This is a genomic window from Microbacterium sp. NPDC055312 (assembly GCF_053645675.1).
The window spans coordinates 17177-37407 of the sequence record NZ_JBSHMU010000001.1 but is presented as its reverse complement, the minus strand read 5'-3'; the positions used below and the strand labels follow the sequence as shown (position 1 = coordinate 37407).

Annotated in this window: 17 protein-coding genes; 10 read left to right on the top strand and 7 right to left on the bottom strand. The window is 63.6% G+C overall.

Features of this window, described 5'->3' with window-relative positions:
- Positions 1–106 precede the first annotated feature (106 nt).
- Genes ACWIDW_RS00155 through rfbA form a run of 4 tightly spaced genes read right to left on the bottom strand, consistent with a single transcriptional unit; the run spans position 107 to position 5525 of the window.
- Positions 107–2239 (bottom strand): acyltransferase family protein, encoded by a 2133-nt coding sequence (locus ACWIDW_RS00155; RefSeq protein ID WP_454121971.1) that lies wholly within the window; start codon positions 2237–2239, stop codon positions 107–109.
- Positions 2236–3651: a sugar nucleotide-binding protein gene (locus tag ACWIDW_RS00150; RefSeq protein WP_454121970.1), complete on the bottom strand. Its 1416-nt coding sequence runs from the start codon at positions 3649–3651 to the stop codon at positions 2236–2238. Before ACWIDW_RS00150 ends, ACWIDW_RS00155 begins: the two co-directional genes overlap by 4 nt.
- A 6-nt stretch (positions 3652–3657) precedes the next feature.
- Positions 3658–4656, bottom strand: a complete 999-nt coding sequence (gene rfbB, locus ACWIDW_RS00145) for a dTDP-glucose 4,6-dehydratase (RefSeq protein ID WP_454121969.1) — start codon at positions 4654–4656, stop codon at positions 3658–3660.
- The gene (gene rfbA / locus ACWIDW_RS00140; RefSeq protein WP_454121968.1) at positions 4656–5525 is read right to left on the bottom strand and encodes a glucose-1-phosphate thymidylyltransferase RfbA; all 870 of its coding nucleotides are present in this window, start codon (positions 5523–5525) and stop codon (positions 4656–4658) included. Before rfbA ends, rfbB begins: the two co-directional genes overlap by 1 nt.
- A gap of 110 nt (positions 5526–5635) precedes the next feature.
- Between rfbA and ACWIDW_RS00135 the strand changes: the two genes are divergently transcribed.
- The 4 genes from ACWIDW_RS00135 to ACWIDW_RS00120 are packed head-to-tail and all read left to right on the top strand — an operon-like array spanning position 5636 to position 9756.
- Entirely contained in the window at positions 5636–7684 is a 2049-nt protein-coding gene (locus ACWIDW_RS00135; protein ID WP_454121966.1) for a hypothetical protein, read from the top strand.
- 50 nt (positions 7685–7734) lie between these two features.
- Positions 7735–8457 carry a glycosyltransferase family 2 protein gene (locus ACWIDW_RS00130; protein WP_271639675.1) on the top strand — a complete coding sequence of 241 codons (723 nt, stop codon included), beginning with the start codon at positions 7735–7737 and terminating at the stop codon, positions 8455–8457.
- The gene (locus ACWIDW_RS00125) at positions 8454–8864 is read left to right on the top strand and encodes a DUF2304 domain-containing protein (RefSeq protein WP_454121964.1); all 411 of its coding nucleotides are present in this window, start codon (positions 8454–8456) and stop codon (positions 8862–8864) included. The genes ACWIDW_RS00130 and ACWIDW_RS00125 overlap by 4 nt, the downstream gene beginning before the upstream one ends.
- On the top strand, positions 8848–9756 hold the full coding sequence (locus tag ACWIDW_RS00120; RefSeq protein WP_454121962.1) for a glycosyltransferase: 909 nt from the start codon (positions 8848–8850) through the stop codon (positions 9754–9756). The genes ACWIDW_RS00125 and ACWIDW_RS00120 overlap by 17 nt, the downstream gene beginning before the upstream one ends.
- Here the strand turns inward: ACWIDW_RS00120 and ACWIDW_RS00115 are convergent.
- Entirely contained in the window at positions 9731–10753 is a 1023-nt protein-coding gene (locus ACWIDW_RS00115; protein ID WP_454121960.1) for a glycosyltransferase, read from the bottom strand. The genes ACWIDW_RS00120 and ACWIDW_RS00115 overlap by 26 nt on opposite strands.
- Before the next feature lie 184 nt (positions 10754–10937).
- Here ACWIDW_RS00115 and ACWIDW_RS00110 point away from each other — a divergent pair, with 184 nt between their 5' ends.
- Genes ACWIDW_RS00110 through ACWIDW_RS00100 form a run of 3 tightly spaced genes read left to right on the top strand, consistent with a single transcriptional unit; the run spans position 10938 to position 14115 of the window.
- On the top strand, positions 10938–12209 hold the full coding sequence (locus ACWIDW_RS00110) for a lipopolysaccharide biosynthesis protein (RefSeq protein ID WP_454121958.1): 1272 nt from the start codon (positions 10938–10940) through the stop codon (positions 12207–12209).
- A complete protein-coding gene (locus tag ACWIDW_RS00105) occupies positions 12209–13309 on the top strand; it encodes a glycosyltransferase family 4 protein (RefSeq protein ID WP_454121957.1) in 1101 nt (366 codons plus the stop codon). Before ACWIDW_RS00110 ends, ACWIDW_RS00105 begins: the two co-directional genes overlap by 1 nt.
- A 41-nt stretch (positions 13310–13350) precedes the next feature.
- The gene (locus ACWIDW_RS00100; RefSeq protein ID WP_454121955.1) at positions 13351–14115 is read left to right on the top strand and encodes a glycosyltransferase; all 765 of its coding nucleotides are present in this window, start codon (positions 13351–13353) and stop codon (positions 14113–14115) included.
- Between the two features lie 13 nt (positions 14116–14128).
- Here ACWIDW_RS00100 and ACWIDW_RS00095 read toward each other — a convergent pair whose 3' ends face one another.
- Together ACWIDW_RS00095 and ACWIDW_RS00090 are read right to left on the bottom strand one after the other, a co-directional pair.
- Positions 14129–15019 carry a glycosyltransferase gene (locus ACWIDW_RS00095; protein WP_454121953.1) on the bottom strand — a complete coding sequence of 297 codons (891 nt, stop codon included), beginning with the start codon at positions 15017–15019 and terminating at the stop codon, positions 14129–14131.
- A gap of 28 nt (positions 15020–15047) precedes the next feature.
- Positions 15048–16964, bottom strand: coding sequence for a DUF6541 family protein (locus ACWIDW_RS00090; RefSeq protein WP_454121951.1), 1917 nt, complete (start codon positions 16962–16964; stop codon positions 15048–15050).
- A 190-nt stretch (positions 16965–17154) separates the two neighbouring features.
- Between ACWIDW_RS00090 and ACWIDW_RS00085 the strand changes: the two genes are divergently transcribed.
- Genes ACWIDW_RS00085 through ACWIDW_RS00075 form a run of 3 tightly spaced genes read left to right on the top strand, consistent with a single transcriptional unit; the run spans position 17155 to position 20210 of the window.
- Positions 17155–18024, top strand: a complete 870-nt coding sequence (locus tag ACWIDW_RS00085) for an ABC transporter permease (protein WP_454121949.1) — start codon at positions 17155–17157, stop codon at positions 18022–18024.
- On the top strand, positions 18008–18748 hold the full coding sequence (locus ACWIDW_RS00080; RefSeq protein ID WP_454121947.1) for an ABC transporter ATP-binding protein: 741 nt from the start codon (positions 18008–18010) through the stop codon (positions 18746–18748). The genes ACWIDW_RS00085 and ACWIDW_RS00080 overlap by 17 nt, the downstream gene beginning before the upstream one ends.
- 46 nt (positions 18749–18794) lie before the next feature.
- Entirely contained in the window at positions 18795–20210 is a 1416-nt protein-coding gene (locus ACWIDW_RS00075; protein ID WP_454121945.1) for a hypothetical protein, read from the top strand.
- Positions 20211–20231: the final 21 nt, after the last annotated feature.

Sequence of the window (20231 nt, the reverse complement as noted above, 5' to 3'; positions counted from 1 at the left end):
TGAGACGTTCTCCTCCCCGCGATATGGGCTTCCTCAGACACGATCAGGGCATGAGCTCCACTGCTGAGCTTCACCGCCCTGCGTCAGCAGATCCCGAACGCTTCCCTTATCCGGCGTCAGGGCGCGGGGACGAAAGCGCACGATTCACAACGTCTTCGAGCTGCTCCGACAGCAGGCGCGAGTAGGCGCTGCTTAGATGGTCGGCGTCGTAGAAGACGGGCACTCCTCCGACCGCCGAGAAGCAGACCGCGTCGTCGCACAGGGAATTGGTGAAGTCCGCCGGCCAGAGTCCGGTCATCGGATCCTGCGTCGCCAGGGCGACGGGATCGGCCGGGGCCGCCGCCGTTCGTGGCACCACGCACTTCCGCGGAGTGCGCGCGTTGAGCACCAGACAGTCGAGATCGCGGACGTCGCCGTTCAGAGGGGTATCCGCGATCGGCAGCACACGGACACCAGCCGCAGTCCACGTTCCCCACGTGCGCCGGAGACCGTCGACGAACTGCTCGTGGTGCGAACGCCGACTACCGTCGTCCACGAGCTGCTGTCGCGCCGCCATCGAGGTGATGACGAGGTCCGGCTTCTCTTTCACGATCTCATCTGCGACCGCGCGTGCCCACTCCCGACAGCGTTGATAGTCGGACGGCCCCCATGCCGAGTCGAAACCGATGAAGGAGACGTCCGCCGGCGGGCAGCCCGGGAACGAGCTGATTGTGAGACTCCACCCTTGTTCTGCGGCGAGCGGGAAGACGGCGGCCTGCCACTGCTCTATATGGGAGTCTCCCAGCAACCACACGCGAGTCCCTTCACCCGCGCTCGAGAACTCGCACGTCCGGGTAGTCTGGCGGCCATCGATCGTCAGAGCGTCTTCGAGATCGCCGCACTCAGGAGCAAGACCGAAGTATGCGTGACTCCCAGTGACGATCGGATCCCCCACCGGCATGCTCGGATCGCAGCCACTGCCGACCTCAAGCGCGCGCGGTCCGTGGCACTCCCCTGTGTTCGCCGTCTCCGCGGACGGCCCATCAAACGGCATCGCCGCTCCTCCGATAAGGAGTACCCCCGCGAGAAGGACCGCGAGCATCATTCCTGCCGCACCAACAAAGGCTTGCCTCGTCCGCTTCCAACAGCGTGCTCCCATCGCCGGCTTCTCAATCCAGCGACGGCTCGCCCACGCCAGGATCAGCGAGACGACGAGGACGAGCGCCTTCGACCACGCGGACAGTGGCTGGACGATAAGGAAGGGCATGAGGACGATGAGTGGCCAGTGCCAGAGGTACAGAGAGTACGAGACGTCTCCCAACCACTGCACCGCGCGCAGGTCGGTGACCGACGATACCCCGAACAACGGCGCACGGCGTCCTGTGCCAGCGACGAGGACCGCTGCTGTGCCGATCACAGGAAGGAGCGCCGCCCCTCCCGGGTACGGCGTCTGCGCGTCGAACAACAAGGCCGCGATCCCAATGAGTGCGTACCCGACGACGGCGGTTGCAGCTGCGAAGAGTGCGTTGAGACGCCCGAGCAGCGCCACCGGCATAAGAGCCACAAGTGCCCCGACGGCGAACTGCCACGCACGCGCGAAGGTGACGAAGTATGCCTGCGCTGGGGAGAGTCCGGTGAACAGAATGCTTGCCGCGAGTGACCCCGCGCCGACGACGAGAACGACGACGAGGATCCCGGGGCGCGGGTTCGCCGATCCCGCGAGGCGAACCACGAGCAGCGCGGTGACGAGCAGCAGCACCGGCCACACCAAATAGAACTGCTCCTCGACCGAGAGCGACCAGAAGTGCTGCACGGCGCTGGCCGACGCGTTGTGAGCGGAGTAATTGATCGACAGGGATGACAACACCCAGTTCTCGACGTAGAACGCGCTGGCGACCGCCTGCAGCGCGTTGTCCACCCAGCGGGTGTGAGGGAGCAGCCACCAGACGCCCAGAAGCGTGATGAGAAGGACTACGACGGCTGCCGGAAGCAACCTCCGCACGCGACGTGCGTAGAACGTCGCGAGGCGTACGCCTCCGGTCTTCTCCATATCCCTTAGCAGGTGTCCTGTGATGAGGAACCCGGAGATGACGAAGAAGACGTCGACCCCGACGTAACCGCCGCTCAGACGCCCAGGCCAGAGGTGGTTGAGCACCACCAGACTAATCGCCAGAGCCCTTAGCGCTTGGATGTCCCGACGGAATATCTGTCGGCGAGCAGCCGCACGAGAAATGATGCCCGCCGGAGCGGGCGCGCTCACGAGCTCAGGTATTCGCGCAGCTGGTGCCCGGCATCCCGGGGCGCAAAGCCCGTCGCCTCGATCTTCGTGAGCGACAGCACGCTGTTCCGGGGCCGGGGCGCGATCGGACCGGTCGCGTTCGCGAAGTACTCCTCCGTGCTGACACCGGAGACCCGGGCGCGTTCCGCACCTGTGATGTCGAACACGTCGGCGGCGATCTCCGCCCATGTGCGCGGTTCTCCGGCTCCGGTGAGGTTATACGTCCCGTAGGGCGCTCCCTCGCGCAGCAGATGCGCGATGGCTCGCGCGATCTCCGATGCGAAGGTCAGTCGTCCGCGCTGGTCGTCAACCACCTTCGGATCGACCCCCTTCTCCGCGAGGCTCGCCATCGTCCGGACGAAGTTCTTGCCGTCGCCGATCACCCAGGAGGTGCGCAGGATGTAGTGTCGCGGGGTGGTGCTGACAGCCACATCGCCCGCGGCTTTGGACTGGCCGTAGACACCGAGCGGCGCCAACTCTCGCTCCTCGTCGTATTCGCCCTCCGCGCTGCCGTCGAAGACGTAGTCGCTGGAGACGTGTACGAGCGCCAGGCCGAATTCCGAGGCGACGCGAGCGAGCTTCGCGGGGCCCGCCGCGTTGGCCAACCAGGCATCGGTGCGGCCCTCGGCCGTCTCGGCGAGGTCGACCGCAGTGTAGGCCGCGGCATTGATGATCGCCTCGTAGTCTCGCCAGCGCCGCGCGGAGCGAAGATCGGGAGCACGGAGATCGAAATCCTCCCGCGTTGTCCACTCGACGTGCGAAGCATCCCCGAATTCGGCCCGCAGCGCACGCCCGAGCTGACCGCCGGAGCCGACCACGAGGATCTTCCGAGGCGGGATGGGAGCCACGCCGGCCAGGCGCGGGTGTGCGAGATCCTTCTCGGAGATCTCGACCTCCGATAGCGGGATCGGCCATTCGATCGCGGCGGTCTCGTCGGCGAGATTGAGGAACGAATACGACGCCTCGGGCGACCAATGATCGTTCACGAGATACGTGTAGGCGGTGTCGGGTTCGAGCGTCTGGTACGAGTTTCCGACGCCCCGGGGGACGAAGATCGCCTTGGACGCATCGAGCTCGGTCGTGTAGACAGCACCGAACGACGGTCCTTCGCGCAGGTCAACCCAGGCGCCGAAGATCCGCCCGGCGGCGACCGACACCCACTTGTCCCATGGCTCGGCGTGGATACCTCTGGTGGTTCCCACAGCATCGTTGAACGAGATGTTGTTCTGCACCGGACCGAAATCGGGCAGGCCGATGGCCGTCATCTTCTCGCGCTGCCAGTTCTCCTTGAACCACCCTCGCGAATCGCCGTGGACGGGCAGATCGAACACGACCAGTCCCGGGATGCCGGTCTCCGCCGCGCCCAGCTTCTTGCCGAAATCGATGTCAGTCACCCTGTCCTACTGCCCCTTCGACGCGTAGAAGGCCTCGGTGGAGTCCTTCGACGGCCCCCACCATGCCTCGTTGTCGCGGTACCAGCGGATCGTGTCGGCGAGTCCGGACTCGAAGTCAGCAAATTTCGGCAACCAGCCGAGCTCGGTGCGCAGCTTCGTGGATTCGATGGCGTAGCGGAGATCATGCCCTGCGCGGTCGGCCACGTGGTCGTAGGCGTCGCGCGGCTGTCCCATGCCCTCGAGGATCAGCTCGACGACCTCCTTGTTGTTCCGCTCGCCATCGGCACCGATCAGGTAGGTCTCGCCGATTCGACCCTTCTCGAGGATGGTCAGCACCGCCGATGAGTGGTCGTTGGCGTGAATCCAGTCGCGTACGTTCTCTCCCGCCCCGTAGAGCTTGGGACGGATGCCGCGGATGACGTTCGTGATCTGACGAGGGATGAACTTCTCGACGTGCTGGTACGGACCGTAGTTGTTCGAGCAGTTTGAGATCGTCGCCTCGACGCCGAACGAGCGGACCCAGGCGCGGACAAGCAGATCGCTGCCCGCCTTCGTCGACGAGTACGGCGACGACGGGTTGTACGGCGTCTGCTCCGTGAACCGCTCGGGTTCGTCGAGTTCGAGGTCGCCGTACACCTCGTCGGTCGAGATGTGGTGGAAACGAGTGCTGTGCTTCCGGACCGCCTCGAGCAGCGTGTAGGTGCCCACGATGTTCGTGTCGAGGAACGGGCGGGGGCTGTGCAGCGAGTTGTCGTTGTGCGACTCGGCTGCGTAGTGCACGACCGCGTCGGCGTCGGAAACGAGACCGTCGACGAGCTCGGCATCCGTTATGTCGCCGTGTACGAAGGTCAGACGATCTTCGGGGAGCCCGTCGAGCGAAGCGCGATTGCCTGCATAAGTGAGCGCATCGAGCACGGTGACCGTGTGATCGGTGTTCTCCATGACGTAGTGGACGAAGTTCGACCCGATGAAGCCGGCGCCGCCAGTAACGAGGAGGTTCGACATCAGCGACCTCTTTCCAGGGTCTCGAGGAGATAGGTTCCGTAGCCGGACTTGACCAGCTTCTCCGCACGCTCGCGGAGTTCGTCGTCTGTGAGGAAGCCTTGGCGCCAGGCGACCTCCTCCGGTACTCCGATACGGAGTCCGGTGCGACGTTCCATCGTGCGGACGTAGTCGCCGGCATCTGACATCTGATCGAACGTCCCCGTGTCGAGCCATGCCGTTCCCCGCGGAAGCACCTCGACCTGGAGTGATCCGCGCTCAAGATAGGCGCGGTTCACGTCAGTGATCTCGTACTCGCCCCGCGCGCTCGGCTCGAGGTTTCGTGCGATCTCCACCACGTCGTTGTCGTAGAAGTAGAGTCCGGGAACCGCGTAGTTGCTCTTCGGCTGGGCAGGCTTCTCCTCGAGAGAGATCGCGCGGCCCTCGTCGTCGAATTCGACCACCCCATAGGCGCCGGGCTCCGCGACCCAGTACGCGAAGACCGCTCCACCCTCGACGTCGGTGTAGCGCTTGAGCTGCGTCCCTAGCCCAGGACCGTACAGCAGGTTGTCGCCGAGGACGAGCGCGACTTTGTCGTCACCGATGAAGTCGGCGCCGATCACGAACGCCTGCGCAAGACCGTCAGGCGACGGCTGCTGAGCGAATGTCAGGTTCACGCCGAACTGCGAGCCGTCGCCGAGCAGGCGCTCGAACTGCTCGGCGTCGTGCGGTGTGGTGATGATGAGGATGTCCCGGATGCCTGCGAGCATCAGCGTCGACAGCGGGTAGTAGACCATCGGCTTGTCGTACACGGGGATGAGCTGCTTAGAGATGCCGATGGTGATCGGGTGCAGTCGCGTTCCGGAACCGCCAGCGAGAATGATGCCTTTCACCCCAACATCGTGCCACACAGTCCGCGAGTCCATTCCGTCCGCCTCTCGATTCACTCAAGTAACATCAGCCACAGTGGCGACATCTGTTGCTTTCCGCCACAATGGGTCAGGTGAATGGCACCCCCATCCCCCGCCTGCGAGCGCTCGTCGCCACTGCCGCCGCCCTCCTAGTCGCGGCATCCGTTCTCGTCGCCGTTCCAGCGGACGCCGTGTCAACCACCTCGAGCCAGCCGTCCAGCGTCTCCGCGGCAACCGGCGTGGTCAAGGCCGCAGACCTCTCGCAGTTCCGCGCGGGGAACATCATCTCTGACGCCGTCTTCACAGACAGCACCACGATGTCGGCGGCCCAGATCGACTCGTTCTTCCGCAGCAAAGTGTCTACCTGTCAGTCCGGGTACACCTGCCTCAAGGACTACCGCCAGAGCACTCCGAACCGCGCCGGAGACAAGTACTGCGATGGATATACGGGCAGCAGCAACGAGTCGGCGGCGACGATCATCCATAAGGTCGCACAATCGTGCGGCATCAATCCCCAGGTCTTCATCGTCATGCTCCAGAAGGAACAGAGCCTCGTCACGCACACGTGGCCGAGCGATTGGCGATACTCGATGGCACTCGGGCAAGGATGCCCGGACACCGCGCCGTGCGATCCCAGCTTCGCTGGGTTCTTCTATCAGATCTACGGTGCGGGTCGGCAGATGAAGATCTACACCGAGGGCCGATACTTCACGTACTACGCGCCCGGCAAGACCTGGAACATCCTCTACAACCCGGATAGCGCTTGCGGTCGCGGGCCCGTGCACATCGAGAATGCCTCGACCGCAGCGCTGTACTACTACACGCCGTATCAGCCGAACGCCGCTGCGCTGCGCGCGGGGTACGGCACCGGCGACGGCTGCTCCGCGTACGGTAACCGGAACTTCTTCAACTACTTCACCGACTGGTTCGGCTCCACTCAGATGCCTGCGACCAGATTGATCAAGGCGTCTAACTCCGCCGAGATCTACCTCCTCGCCGAATCGCGCAAATACCACATCACCGACGGCACCGCTTTGGCGGCGTACATGGCACAGCTGGGGTGGTACCAGACGGTCGCCTCCAGCTACATCTCCTCGATTCCGAATGCGACTTCAGCCACGCGCTTCATCAGAGACGCGCGTGACGGCGGGATGTACCTTCTCGAACCGGACGGCACCAAGCACCGCTTCACCGCGGCCGACGTCGTAACGCGATTCGGGTTCAGCATGTCCGTCTACACTTCTCTTCCCGGCAGTGTCATCGACCGGTTCCCAACAGGCGCCAATGTCGGCACCTCGTTCACTGACGATGTATCCGATCCCTATTACCGGTGGGAGAACGGCGCCAAGCGCCACATCGTGAACTCACAGGCCTGGTCGGAACTGCCCACGTCGGAACGTGTCTACGTGGCTACGCTGCCCGCAGCGAATGTGGCAGCTATTCCCAGTGGCCCGTCGATCCTCCCTTCCCGCACCCTCGTCCGCGAAGCGAGTTCTCCAGATGTCTACCTGACTGGTGTGGGCGCGGAGATCGTCCACATCCCCACCTGGGGTGTGGCCTACGACGCAGGAGTTAGGCGGACTGCCGTAGTGCCCGACGGGACACTCTCCGCGAACCCACGAGTGACAGGCGACCTCGCGCCCTTCTCGGAATGCGCAGGTACCGTGTACGCCGCCGACGGTGGAGCTCTGACTCGCATCCTCACAAGGCCGACGGGAGCGCCCATCGTCTCGCTTCCCGACTCGATCTGCTCCGCTCTGCCCAAGACGGGACGAACGATCAACGAAGCGGTCTTCGCGCAGACGCCCGGTTCGGATCCTGTCTACTTGATCGCCGGCGCTCAACTTCGCCATGTCCGCAGCCAGGCGCGACTTCAGGAAGCCAACGGCACCCGCGCCCTCTACTTCTTCTCGTGGTCTTCGGACACTCGGAAAGCCTTCACCGTCGGCGCCCCGCTTCTCGCCGACAAGACGTTCGTGAGTTTCGGCACCGACGAGATCTTCTATGTCGAAGCAGGAAAGATCCGCCACGTGCAGTCGAACGCGACCCTGCTCCGGCTCGCGAGCCCGTCCTGGCCGTCAGTGGAGAAGCTCGCACCGGAGTGGCGCGCCGCCTACAGCGTCGGTACGCCGCTGCCGTGACCCAGCGGCGCGGCAAGGATCAAGTGAACGGCTCCCCTAGACTTGAGCACATGTGTTCGGGGACTGACGACTTGCTGGTCATCGTGCCCGCGTGGAACGAGGAGAACAACGTCGGCGCCACGGTTCGTGAGATCCTCAGGGCGATCCCGGATGCGGACGTGCTCGTGGTCGACGACGGCTCCCTCGATACGACCGGCGATGTGGCCCGTGCTGCAGGCGCGGCGGTGCTCACCCTCCCCTACAACATGGGAGTCGGCGGTGCGATGCGAGCCGGGTACGCTTTCGCCCAGCGCAACGGGTACCGAACAGCTATCCAGGTCGATGCCGACGGTCAGCACAATCCCGAGGACATACGTCGGGTCCTCGCCGGATTGAAGAATGCCGATATCTCCATCGGGGCTCGGTTCGCCGAGGTTGGATCCTATAAAGCCAGCGGACCGCGCCGTTGGGCGATGCTCTTCCTCGCGGGCGTGATCTCCCGCATAACGAAGACTCGGCTGACGGATGTCACGAGTGGCTTTCGCGCCGCCAACGAGCGAGCAATCGATCAGTACGTGGCCTACTACCCCGCGGAGTATCTCGGCGACACGATCGACAGTCTGGTCGCCGCTGTGCACGCCGGTTTGCGAGTCACCCAAGTTCCTGTTGCCATGCGCCCCCGCATGTCGGGCGATCCGAGTCAGGGCTTCGCCAGCTCCACCGTCTATCTCGCCAGGTCGGTCTTCGCCCTCACACTCTCGATCGTACGTCGTCCCATCAGGGGGCGCGCATGATCTCCTTGGGAGCTCTCGCTCTGGGCCTCGTGATCGTCGTTTCCGTGACGACGCTGCTCTTGCGCCGTCAGCTTCGTGAAAAATATGCGGTGCTGTGGCTTGCCATCGGACTGGCCGTGCTTATCCTCGGTGTGTTCCCGCAGGCCCTCTTCTGGTTGACGGCCGTGCTGGGGTTCCAACTCCCCGCCAACCTCATCTTCACGCTGGCGATCGGTCTGCTTCTCGCCGTCACACTGCACCTGTCCTGGGAACTCACCCGCGCAGAGGAGCGGCTTCGGCGGCTCGCTGAAGAAGCGGCGATCACCCGCCTGAGGCAGGAACAGCTCGAACGGGACATCGCGGCTCTGAGCCACGACGACGGGGATTCATCGACATCGGGCGAGCACGAGCATGACGACATCGACTGATGTCGCGGTGATCTTCACCACCTTCAACCCCACCGCTCAGTTCACGGAGACAGTCATAGCTGTTCTAGCCGACTTCCCGGTCGTCGTCGTCGACGATGGATCGACGACGTCGACCACGGTGCTCGACGATGTCGCAGCCGCCGGAGCCCGGCTGATCCGTCAGCCGATGAATCTGGGGATCGCCGCCGCACTCAACGCAGGGCTGCGATACGCATTCTCCAACGGCGCTGGATACGCCGTGACGTTCGATCAGGATTCCGCGCCGGGCGCGGAGACGATCGGGGAGCTGAGACGGACGTTCGATCGTCTCAATTCGCGCGCTAACCTCGTCGTCGTCCCCGAGCAATTCGCAGGTGTGCGACAGGCGGTGTCCAATCGTCCGCTCCCCGATGCGAGAAGAGTCATCCAGTCCGGCATGATGATCGACGCGGGTACTTACGAGCGTATCGGCGCGTTCGATGAGGCCCTCTTCATCGACCTGGTGGACACCGAATTCGAGTTGCGGGTCATCGCGTCAGGCGGCCGGATCGTGGCCGCACCCACGAAGATCGATCACGAGCTGGGAAGCATGGCCCGTCTTCGACCGTTTGGCCGCTTTCCCGTGACGATCGCAACCATGGTGAGCACGCCGTTCCGCTACTACTATCGCGCGCGAAACCGGATGCTGCTCACGCGAAAGTACGCTCGCACCTCACCTGGCCGCCTGCTCGGTGATCTCCTCACGGATCTCGCGTACTTCACGGTGATCGTCGCCTCTGCAAGACCTCGGCGAGCGATGTGGGCTGTCCTCCGCGACGGCTTCCGGGACGGCCTGCACGGAAGCGGTGGCCGGATACCCGAAGGCACACGTGCGCAGGCGACATCCATCACGTGGTCGACAACGGCTGAGTGACGGTCGAACGACGTCCGCCGATCACCACCCCCATCATCCAGCTTCCGAGATACTCGATCACGAATCGCGCAGGCGCGTGACCTGCACGACGCGCATCTCGGAGCAACCGCCAGGTCGGCCAGAATCGACGCTCGACGCCGAACACTGAAACGATCCGTGCGTCTCCGTCAGGTACGCGGGAGGCAAGGGTCATCGCCATCAGTTGACGCCATCCGACGTATACCTTGAAGTACATACGCATCATCGACAGTAGCGAGCCGGTGGGTTCGTACCGCCGCGTGAATGCCCTGGCATTCTCGATGGCACTCACGACAGCACGCAATCCCGCCTTGCCATCGAGCCTGCTCGGATCGCCGAAGACATTCGAATCGTGTTGCACGTAGTCCTGCACGACGTCGTCAAGAATGCGAGTGCCGCCGTCCGCAGCAGCAAGTACCGCCAACCAGTGATCGTGGGCGGCTGCGCGGGTCGACATCCGTGGGAAGGGGAGGCTCCTGGTAGCGAGCTCACCGCGCAGAACGCAGAGCGAACCCGTGAACTGGTTGTTCAGAGTGGTCATGATCCCGCCGAGGTCACGGCGCTCGGTGAACCCGGTGGTCACCTCGTCAGGATGAGTCACGAGCCTCGCTTGACCGGACACAAGAGCTACCTCATCGAGGTGAGGCACCAGTGTCTCCAGCTTCTCCGGGTACCAGTAATCGTCCTGGTCGCAGAGAGCAACCCACGACGTCGTTGGATCCATCGCAGCGAGGCCCCGTTCGAAGTTGAGGTAGAAGCCCAAGCGAGTACCGTCAGCGATCACACGGAAACGAGGATCCTCACCTGCGGCTTCGGCGACGACGCGTCGAACGGTCGAATCGTCCCCGTCCACCGAGATCACGCATTCCCAGTCCTGCAGAGTTTGTCCCCGCAGCGATGAGATCTGCCGAGCGAACAGCTCGGGATTGGGCTCGTAGGCTGCGAGCACGATGGTCCCGCGTCCCGGATTGCTGACCATCGTTCTCGCTCCACTTCCGTGACTTCTCCACGCCCAGTCTAGGGTCGCCTACGCAGCTGCTCGGGGCAACCGACAGGGTTTGGCACAACGCCACCGCCTAGGATCAATACATGACCTGCCTTCCTCACCCGCAGCTCGCTATCTCGGCCTTGCTCGGCTCGGACGACAGCTTCGCGCTCGCCTGATGGGTCGCATCCGCAACGGGGGCTCTCCTGCCGCCGCCCTCGCGCATCGTCTGCTCGGCTTCTCCACTCTGCCATTCCTCGCCTCGGCGCTGCCACTCATCGCGCTTCCGATCGTTGCGAGAGCCGCCAGCACCGATGATTGGGCCGCAATGAACGTTGGGCTCAGCGTGGGCGCCTTTGCAGCCGCCGTCGGACTTGTGGGCTGGAATATTCTTGGCACCCCGCTCGTGGCCTTGGCTCAGAGCGAGGACGAGCGACACGGACTTTATGCCCGCTCGTTCTACATTCGCATCGTGGTCGTCGTGATCGCGAGCGCGATCAGCGCCGTTGTAGCGAGCGCAATCTCTCCATCCGGGACGTGGGCAGTCGCCTCGACATTCGCTACGGCAAGCGCGCTCAATGGGATCAGCCTCAGTTGGTACGCCGTGGGTGTAGCCGCACCTCGACTTGTGCTGCTCTACGAAGTCCTCCCGCGAACGATCGCGACAGCAGGAGCGCTCGGGATCGTCCTCCTGACAGGAGATGTGGTCTACTACGGGCTGCTGCTCTGCCTGTCCGTCTTCATCGGCACGATCGCGTTCCATACGACACTTCACGGACGGCTCTTCCCTGAATGGCCAGGATTTCGGGCGCTTCGCAACGATGTCGAAGACATGCGGCATGCGTGGGGAACCGAGTCCGTCGGGAGCTTGTATGCGAACGCTCCTGTACCGCTCGCAGGCATAGTGGCGGCTCCCGCTGCTGCGGCAGTGTTCGCTTCGAACGACAAGATCTACAGGTACGGCATCCTTGGTGTCGGCGCTGCCGGAAACGCCCTCCAAGGATGGGTTCTGGAGGCGCAGGATCATCACCGTCGAAAACGCAACGTTGCTGCTCTCCTCCTCATGGCCGTGATCGCGGTCATCGGATGGCTGGTGCTCGCCGTCTTCGGGCCGGCGCTCAGCGGCTGGATGTTCGGCGCGGACAAGCAGGGCGACCCAGTCGCGTTCGGCTACTTCGCTATCGCGTTCATCGGCGTGACAATGTCGACACCGCTCATCCGCAACGTTTTGATCCCGGCGCGTAAGGAACGACAAGTGTTCGTGTTCACTCTGATCGCTGCGTTGGCCGGTGTTCTCGCGATGGCGCTCCTCGGCGCGAATTTCGGCATCGTCGGAGTCGCGGCGGGCTTCGCGATCAGCGAGATCGCGACTTTGATCGCCTGTATCTATCTGACCCTGCGCACCGGTCTTGCGCATCACGAGACGTCGACAGGTCTGTCGGAGGCATGATGAATTCTGAACAGCTCACCAGTCCTGCAGTGCATATCCTGCTTCTTGCGCCGTCCAAGACGCCGATCGGCGGCTACAAGGTCGCGTACGAGTACGCCAATGCACTCGTCGACCTCGGAATCGCAGTCACTGTCTGGCACTCCGAGGCATTCTCGGCAGCCTACGGGAGCCGGCGACGCACGCCGCGGGCAGTGAAGAGTCTCCTAGCCTGGTGGCTCCGCGGGCACAGGGCCGACTGGGCCAAGAACGGTGTGACCTGGTTCGACCTTGACCCGCGCGTCACGGTGCGCGCCACCGGATGGTTTCCGAGAATCGGACTGGCTAGTGGCGACGCTGTGATCGCGACGGCGGTTCAGACCATGTCCTTCGCCGGCAGATTAGCCGACAGACGTCATGCTCGTTCGGCTGCTCTCATCCAGCACTATGAGACGTGGGCTGCTGCGCCGGAGGCGATCGCCTCGGCATGGTCAGCCGTCGACGAACGAATCGTGATCGCGCCCTGGTTGGCCGAGAAGTGCGCAGAGCTCGGACTGGACTCGCACTTGGTGCCCAACGCCCTCGTCGCGGAGAGCTTCCCTCCTGGCCCGTCCCTCGACCAACGTCCCCGACGCGTTCTGTCGCTGCTCGCACCGCATCGATACAAGCGTCCCGACGTGGTCATCGCGACATTGAGCCGTGTTCTGGAACGCGATCCGGCTGCCGAGTTGTACACCTTCGGCCAGTCGCTCGACCGACCAGACATGCCTGCCTCCATCCGTTACGTGGCCGACCCTTCCCCGACCCGTCTGAGCCACCTGTATCGGACATGCCGTGTTTATCTCTGCGGCAGCGACGAGGAAGGGTGGCATTTACCTCCCGCCGAAGCAACTCTGTCCGGGGCAAGCGTCGTGTCCACGGACATCGGCGGCGTGCGAGCGTCAATGAACGATGATGCCCTCTACGCGCCACGCGGCGACGCTGACGGCCTAGCCGAACAGATCCTCGTCGCGTTGGACAACACCGAGGACTCGCAGCAGCGCGTGGAGCGCGCGCGTACGCGCATCTTGGGAACGACGTACGCAGGAAACGCGCAAGAGATCCGCCGCATCCTCGGGGTTTGAACTCCGCAAATGATGCTGCCGCAACCGATACGCTGAGTCAGATGTTCGCAGAATTCACCGCGCACGCCGTCTCGGCCTCGATCTGCATGGCCACCTTCAACGGCGAGAAGTATCTGCAGGAGCAACTCGACTCGATCCTCGCCCAGCTTCATGACGGCGACGAATTGCTCATCGTGGACGACGCGAGTTCTGACCGCACGCTCCAGATCCTGTCGGCGGTCGATGACCCTCGCGTTGTCGTCGTTCAGAACTCAGAGAATCTAGGGTACGTGCGAACCTTCGAGCGTGCAATGAACCTCGCGACGCGGGACGTACTGCTGCTCAGTGACCAAGATGACGTGTGGGTCGAAGGAAGACGTGACGAACTCGTTCAAGCTGCCCGGCACTCCGCGGTCGTCGCCTCGAACCTTCTGCTCCTTGGCACGCAGCAACCGCTACCCTCTCCACTGACCGGTCACCCCTGGTTGCTCTCCCACGACGATCGAAGGTTCCTGCTCAACGAGCTGCTCATGCTCATCGGCAATGCCCCCTACTTCGGCTGCGCGATGGCGGTTCGGCGTGATGCTCTCGATCTGATCCTGCCGTTTCCGCCGTACCTCAACGAGTCCCACGATCTGTGGATCGCGACTGTCGGCAACGCGTCCAGAGCAATGCGTCACGTCCACAAACCGTCGATCCTGCGCCGAATTCACGACGACAACACCTCTCCGTCGAGGCCTCGCGGCGTCGCGAAGGCGCTCCGATCGAGGTTCCTGCTCCTACGGCTATGGCGGGAAGCACGCGCTCGCGTCAGGCATTCCTCTTGACGGTCGGGCGGTGTCAGCGCGCGAACACGTGTGCCAGCGCTGCTCGTCGACCTTCCCCGTCCCCGCGACGGAGGACATGCGGCAGCACCGCAAGACCATGCAGCCGTGCGATCAGACGGTTCCGAGCCACGCGCTCGGTCTGCCGCCATCCCTTCTCAGCGGCCAGGCGCGCCGCTAAGGCGAAGTAGTCGCGCTCATCACGGAACCGGCGTCCGTCGAGCAGCGCGCGTTGAGACGCACTCGACTCGTGCCGCCTGTACAGGAACGCCTTTTCCGGGACGTACGCGAGCGTGCCTCCATCGAACGCAATGTCCATCAGCAGAGCTAGATCTTGAATGATCGGCAATCCGTCCCGGAAGTCGATTCGCTTCAGGGTCTCCGTGCGAAACGTCAAGGACGGCCAATACAGCCAATCGCCGCGGATGAGGCTGGTTGCCATCTCCTCCCCCGTGAGAACCGCAACGCCGTCGACGGCCTTGGGGGCGAGCAGTCGTTGCTTCACTCGGTCGACGAGCGGAAGAACGCGTCGACCATGCTCGTCGATCACGTCCACGCCCGGCTGGATCACATCAGCGTCGGGCATCCCGCCTATCACGCTCTTGACAACGCGCACGTAGTTGGGATGCAGCAGATCGTCGCAACCCGGGATCGTGACGTGCGAGCTGGTCGCTCGCCGAACTGATTCTCGGAAGTTCTCGGTGATGCCCAAGTTGCGATCATTGAGAACGTACTCGATTCGCGGATCATCGATCGCGTCGAAGTACGCGGGCACTGACTCGTCGGGATACCGGTCGTTGATGACCACAAGCCGCCAGTCGGGATCATCCTGCGCCCGGACGGAATCAACCGTCTGAAAGAGCAGTCCGGGATCTCCCCAGTAGGGGACGAAGATGTCGAGGGTCATCATCAATAGTCCGTCCGAGTCCCGAGAGTCAGTCGCACAGCACCACCTGGTACAACACCGCGTCGCCGACTCTGTCGATCTCCTTCACCGAGTCGGAGTCGCTCAGTTCGTCGAGGCCGTCATAGGGATGTTGACCACCGTTGACCTCCTGTGTCCCGAAGTCCAGGACGTAGTTGATGCCCAGTCGATCGATCGCGTCGCACACCGCAGATCCCGGTCGCGGGTCATCGAGACCGAGGAGCACGGTCTCCATGTCCTCGGTGATGTCCATGAGCGTGTGCGGCATCACCACGCGTCGATCCGCCAGCGCGTACGCAAGCCCTGTTCCCGTCCACGGACTGCCGAGGATCACGGCATCTTCGGGGGTCTCGTCGTCGAGTCGCTCAATCAGCGCGAGTTCATCCGACGTCACCAGTTGCGCCGTGTCGGTGACGGCGAAGGCGCCGTGCGCGCTCGTCACTGCCTGTCTCATACTCCAGGCTTGAGGCACCACGAAGAGCACGATCACCGCCGAGGCGGCCGAAAGCACTCGCCCCGCGTAAGCGCTCGAGCCCCGGTCGTACGCGCGATGGGTCAGTGACCACAGCCGTTCGCCACCGATCGCCGCGAGCGGAATCCACGCGAGCGGCAGGACCGCTGCCAGCCGCGGTGCGTTGTTGTACCAGGCACCCGTGATGATGTCGCGTAGCTCCAGATACGGCAAACCCGAGACGACGATGTAGAGGCCGGCTGCCACGGCGAACAAGGCGATCGCGATCCAGTCGGTCGTGCGGCGACGTCGCAGGGCGACCCCGCCTCCCATGACGACAAGCCCGGCCAGGACGATGTTCACGGGCGCGAACCAGACGGAGCCCGTGAGCACCTCACCGATCGCCTGCCCGACAGTCTCGGTAGTGAGCCACGTGCGAGCAGCGGCCGGCGGCCGCAAGACGTACCACAAGCCGGCGGCGAGGATCACGAATGCCGCCATCCAGATCGATGCCATGATCTTCGCGCGGGGTGAGGCATTGGCGGCGAGCAGGCGTACCCACAGGATCAGAAGAATCGCTCCGGTGAAGACCAGGAACACCACGAGGGCCCCCGGATGCGCCACGGCGATACCAGGCAACGAGCCAAGGGCGGCAACGATGAGCCGCACACGTTCGCCCCACGTCGTACATCTGCTCGCTTGGATCAGCATGGCGGTCGGCACCGCAACGAGGCTCAACCCCATCATGTAGGGGAACAGGACGCCGTAGTCGATCATGAGAAGCGGAAAGGCCGGCGTGGCGACGCTCATCGCTGCCGCGGTGACGAGCAGTGAGCGTCCGCTACCGAACAGCGTCGACACGAGGAACAGGATCGCTGTCGGCCACGCAACCGCGCCATAGAAGAACATCACCGCGTTGGACGCGACGGGGATGCTCACCCCAGCGATCTGCACAGCGATGGCGGTGACTGCGTGCCATCCTGATGGATAGAACGGAAGCCCGCCGCTGGGCGCGCTAGTCATCGACCCGATGGTCAGCGGCGACACCGATCCGGTGTCGAGGGCGTACCGGACGGCGTTCAGATGGAAGATGTTGTCGAACGTCTGCGAGAAGTTCTCGGGAGACCCGATCACGAGGGAAAGCTGGATCAGCACGACGATGGCGGCGCCACCGAGCAGGAGGAACGGAGTCGGGCTCCGTTCCGTCGTTCGCTCGGCCGCGGAGAAGCGGGTCAGGACCAGCCGGATCACAGCGACCACGGCTGTCAGCGCAAGGGCCGTCACCGCGATCGGCAGCAGTCCCCAAGGCAGGTCGACGACGGGGCCGATCAGCGCTGCCATCACCACCACGGTCGTACCTGCGGGGGCGGCCAGCGCAAGTCGTGCGAAGCCCCGCATTCCCAGGGCGAAGGAGAGCAGGAATCCGGGGATCAGGATGACACCGACCACGGTGATCACAGCCAGCGCGAGGTTCAACCATCCCATGTACGAACGCCTTCCTGTTCGGCGGCCGAGAAGAGACACACCGGCGTTGATCCTACCGGTGAGCTGCTGGACGACACCCGACACACCTGCCGACGTGCGCCCTCACGGTTCAACCAACGGCGACAACCTATGATTGGTGAGGCGTTCGCCCGAGAGCGCCGGGAAGAGGTGAGGAACCGCCGTGTCCCAGACATCGGTGCCGTCCGACCAGAGGCTCGCGCAGCCCGGCGGAACCAACGGTCTCTTCGACGTGTTCCGACGTCGCTACTTGCTCAGCCTGATCGTCCGCAAGGAGGTCGGCATCCGCTACCGAGGTTCCTTACTCGGCTGGCTCTGGTCGTACGTGAAGCCGCTGATTCAATTTCTCGTCTTCTACTTCGCCCTCGGCGTCTTCCTCAATCTGAACAAGACCATCGAGTTCTATCCCATCTACCTGTTGTCGGGAATCACGGCGGTCACGTTCTTCAACGAGTCGTTCCAAAACGCCACCAGATCGCTGGTCGACAACGCCGCGCTGATCAAGAAGATCTACTTCCCGCGACAGATGTTCCCCGTCGCGAGCACGTTCGTCGCGGCCATCAACACGATCCCGCAGATCATCGTCGTCATCGTGATCGCGTTGTTCTTCGGGTGGACGCCGACTCCCATCGGCGTGGCCGCCCTCCTCCTGGGCCTAGCAATCATCGCGCTCCTCGCCACCGGTCTCGGCATGCTCTTCGGTGCGATCAACGTGACGTTCCGCGACGCGCAGAGCTTCGTCGAAATCATCGTCATGATCTCTGTCTGGGCGTCGCCCGTGATGTACCAATGGCAGATGGTCGCCTCCAAGGTGCCGGACTGGCTGTTCCAGCTCTACGCGCTAAACCCGATCACCGTCGCTGTGGAGCTGTTCCACTACGGGATCTGGCACGCGCTGAGCCCTGCCGATGTCGGGGCCCTCCCCGCTATGTGGGTCCACGCCCTGATCGCCGTCGTCGTCTCCATCCTCATCCTCGTCATCGGCGAGGCCGTCTTCCGTCGCCTGGAGGGTCGTTTTGCCCAGGACCTCTGAACCGTCGACACCGCGCATCGTCGTCGACGATGTCCACAAGCACTTCAAACTGCGCCATACCCATTCGATCAAGGAGACTTTCGTCGCCGCCATGCGACGCAAGGCTCTCTCCTCGGAGTTCCAAGCGCTCGACGGCGTGTCCTTTGAGATCGGCGAGGGCGAGTCCGTCGCCTTGCTCGGCTTCAACGGCTCCGGCAAGTCGACGATGCTCAAGATGATCTCCGGCGTCCTCCGCCCCGACCAGGGCAAGGTCATGACCCGTGGACGCGTGGCTGGGCTGATCGAGGTCGGTGCGGGATTCCACCCCGACCTCTCCGGGCGCGAGAACGTTTACCTCAATGCGGCCATCCTCGGGATGTCGAAGCAGGAGACTCAGGCGCAGTTCGACTCCATCGTGGAGTTCAGTGAGATCGAGAAGTTCATCGATACCGAGGTCAAGCACTACTCCTCCGGCATGTTCCTCCGCCTCGCCTTCTCGGTCGCGATTCATACGCAAGTCGACATCCTCCTGATCGACGAGATCCTCTCAGTCGGTGACGAGCCTTTCCAGAAGAAGTGCTTGGCGCGGATCCGGGAGTTGCACTCGAAAGGCAAGACCCTCGTGGTCGTGAGCCACGACCTCGACATGGTGTCAACCCTCTGCGAGCGTGGGATCCTGCTACGAGACGGCAAAGTGCGCTTCGACGGCCCCAGCAAGGAGGCGGTGGAGGTCATGCGGGCGTGACCTCCAGCTTTCGCAACCCACGCCTTCAGAAGCCATAATGCGAGATATGCCGAATCTCAATCCGTTGACTGCGGTTCAACGTGCCGTTGCGTGGATGCGACGCGTGAATGCCTCGCTTGAGCAGCTGGGTGAACAGCAGGCGGGACTGCGAACACAGCTCGAGTCGATGGCAGGGGACCTCTCCTCTCTCACCGCGCTCACACGCGCCACTTCGGAGACTGTCGACGAATCTCGGCGCGCCAGTATGATCGCGGTCAGACGTCTGGGCTCCATCCGAGCCCGTATCCGGGTCGTCTTCCTGGTGCACAACGCCACGGCGTGGGGCTCCATCGCCGAACTGATCGACCTCATGCAGCGCGACGCGGAGTTCGATCCCGTGGTTGTCACCATCCCCCGGCATTACTCCGGTGTTGGTCCTGCGAAGGGTGAAGGGCGCACTCATCGGTTCCTGCGGACGGCTGATGTCCCCCATCTGCGGCTCCAGAGGGACCGACTCCACGAAGCGACACAGCTGCTTAGCGCGTTGGACCCGGACATCGTCGTGCGCCAGAGCCAATGGGACGATGACATCGACCGCGCCTTCAGCGCGGAGGCTCTGACCTGGGCACGTCTCATACTGATCCCGTACGAGACGATGAATACCACCGAGAACGTGCCGGTCGGCGATCCCCCGATCAATTCCGCCGTCGACACAGTCATGCACCGCCACGCTTGGCTGGTCTTCCTCGCCAATGAGGAGGCGCTCAAGATCGCACGCGCGGATTCCCTCACCGGTGGACTGCAGTTCCGCGCGGTCGGACACCCGAAGCTCGACTACGTTCGAGCCACCGAAACGCACTGGCCGATCGAGGGCGTCGAACTACCTGCCCGCCGTGTCGTGTGGTCTGCTCATCACTCGATTCTCACCGGCTGGAACGACTTCGGGATGTTCCCGCACGTGCGCCGGGACATGCTCGAATGGGCGAAGGGGTCTCCGGATACGGAGTTCGTCTTCACACACCATCCCCTCCTTCCTGGCACGATCGAGCGCGAGGGCGGTCCGATCTCACCAGCCGAGTACGAAGCGTGGCTGGACGAGTGGAAGAGCCTGCCCAACACCGCCGTCTGGCGCGGCGACTATTCGGCCGTGATGTCCGCCGCCGACTATCTCGTCACGGACGGCCCCAGCATGATGATCGAGGGACAGCTGCTGGACGTCCCGACCATCTTCGTAGAGCGACCGGATCACATTCCTTTCAACGAGATCGGACGCGAGATCGCGCGGGGTGTGCACCGTGTCCGCTCCGTCGAGGAAGCACAGAAAGCGATCCGAGACATCGAAGCTCACGGAAGCGATCCCCTCGCCGAGCGTCAGGCAGCGAACGTGAGCCGCTTCTTCGGAGAGCCGGGGGCCGCAGGGCGCATCCTCGAGGTCATTCGCGCAGAGATAGCTGCGGATCGGATCGTCGCCAGCCGAGCCTGATGATGAGGGTCAGTTTGAGGT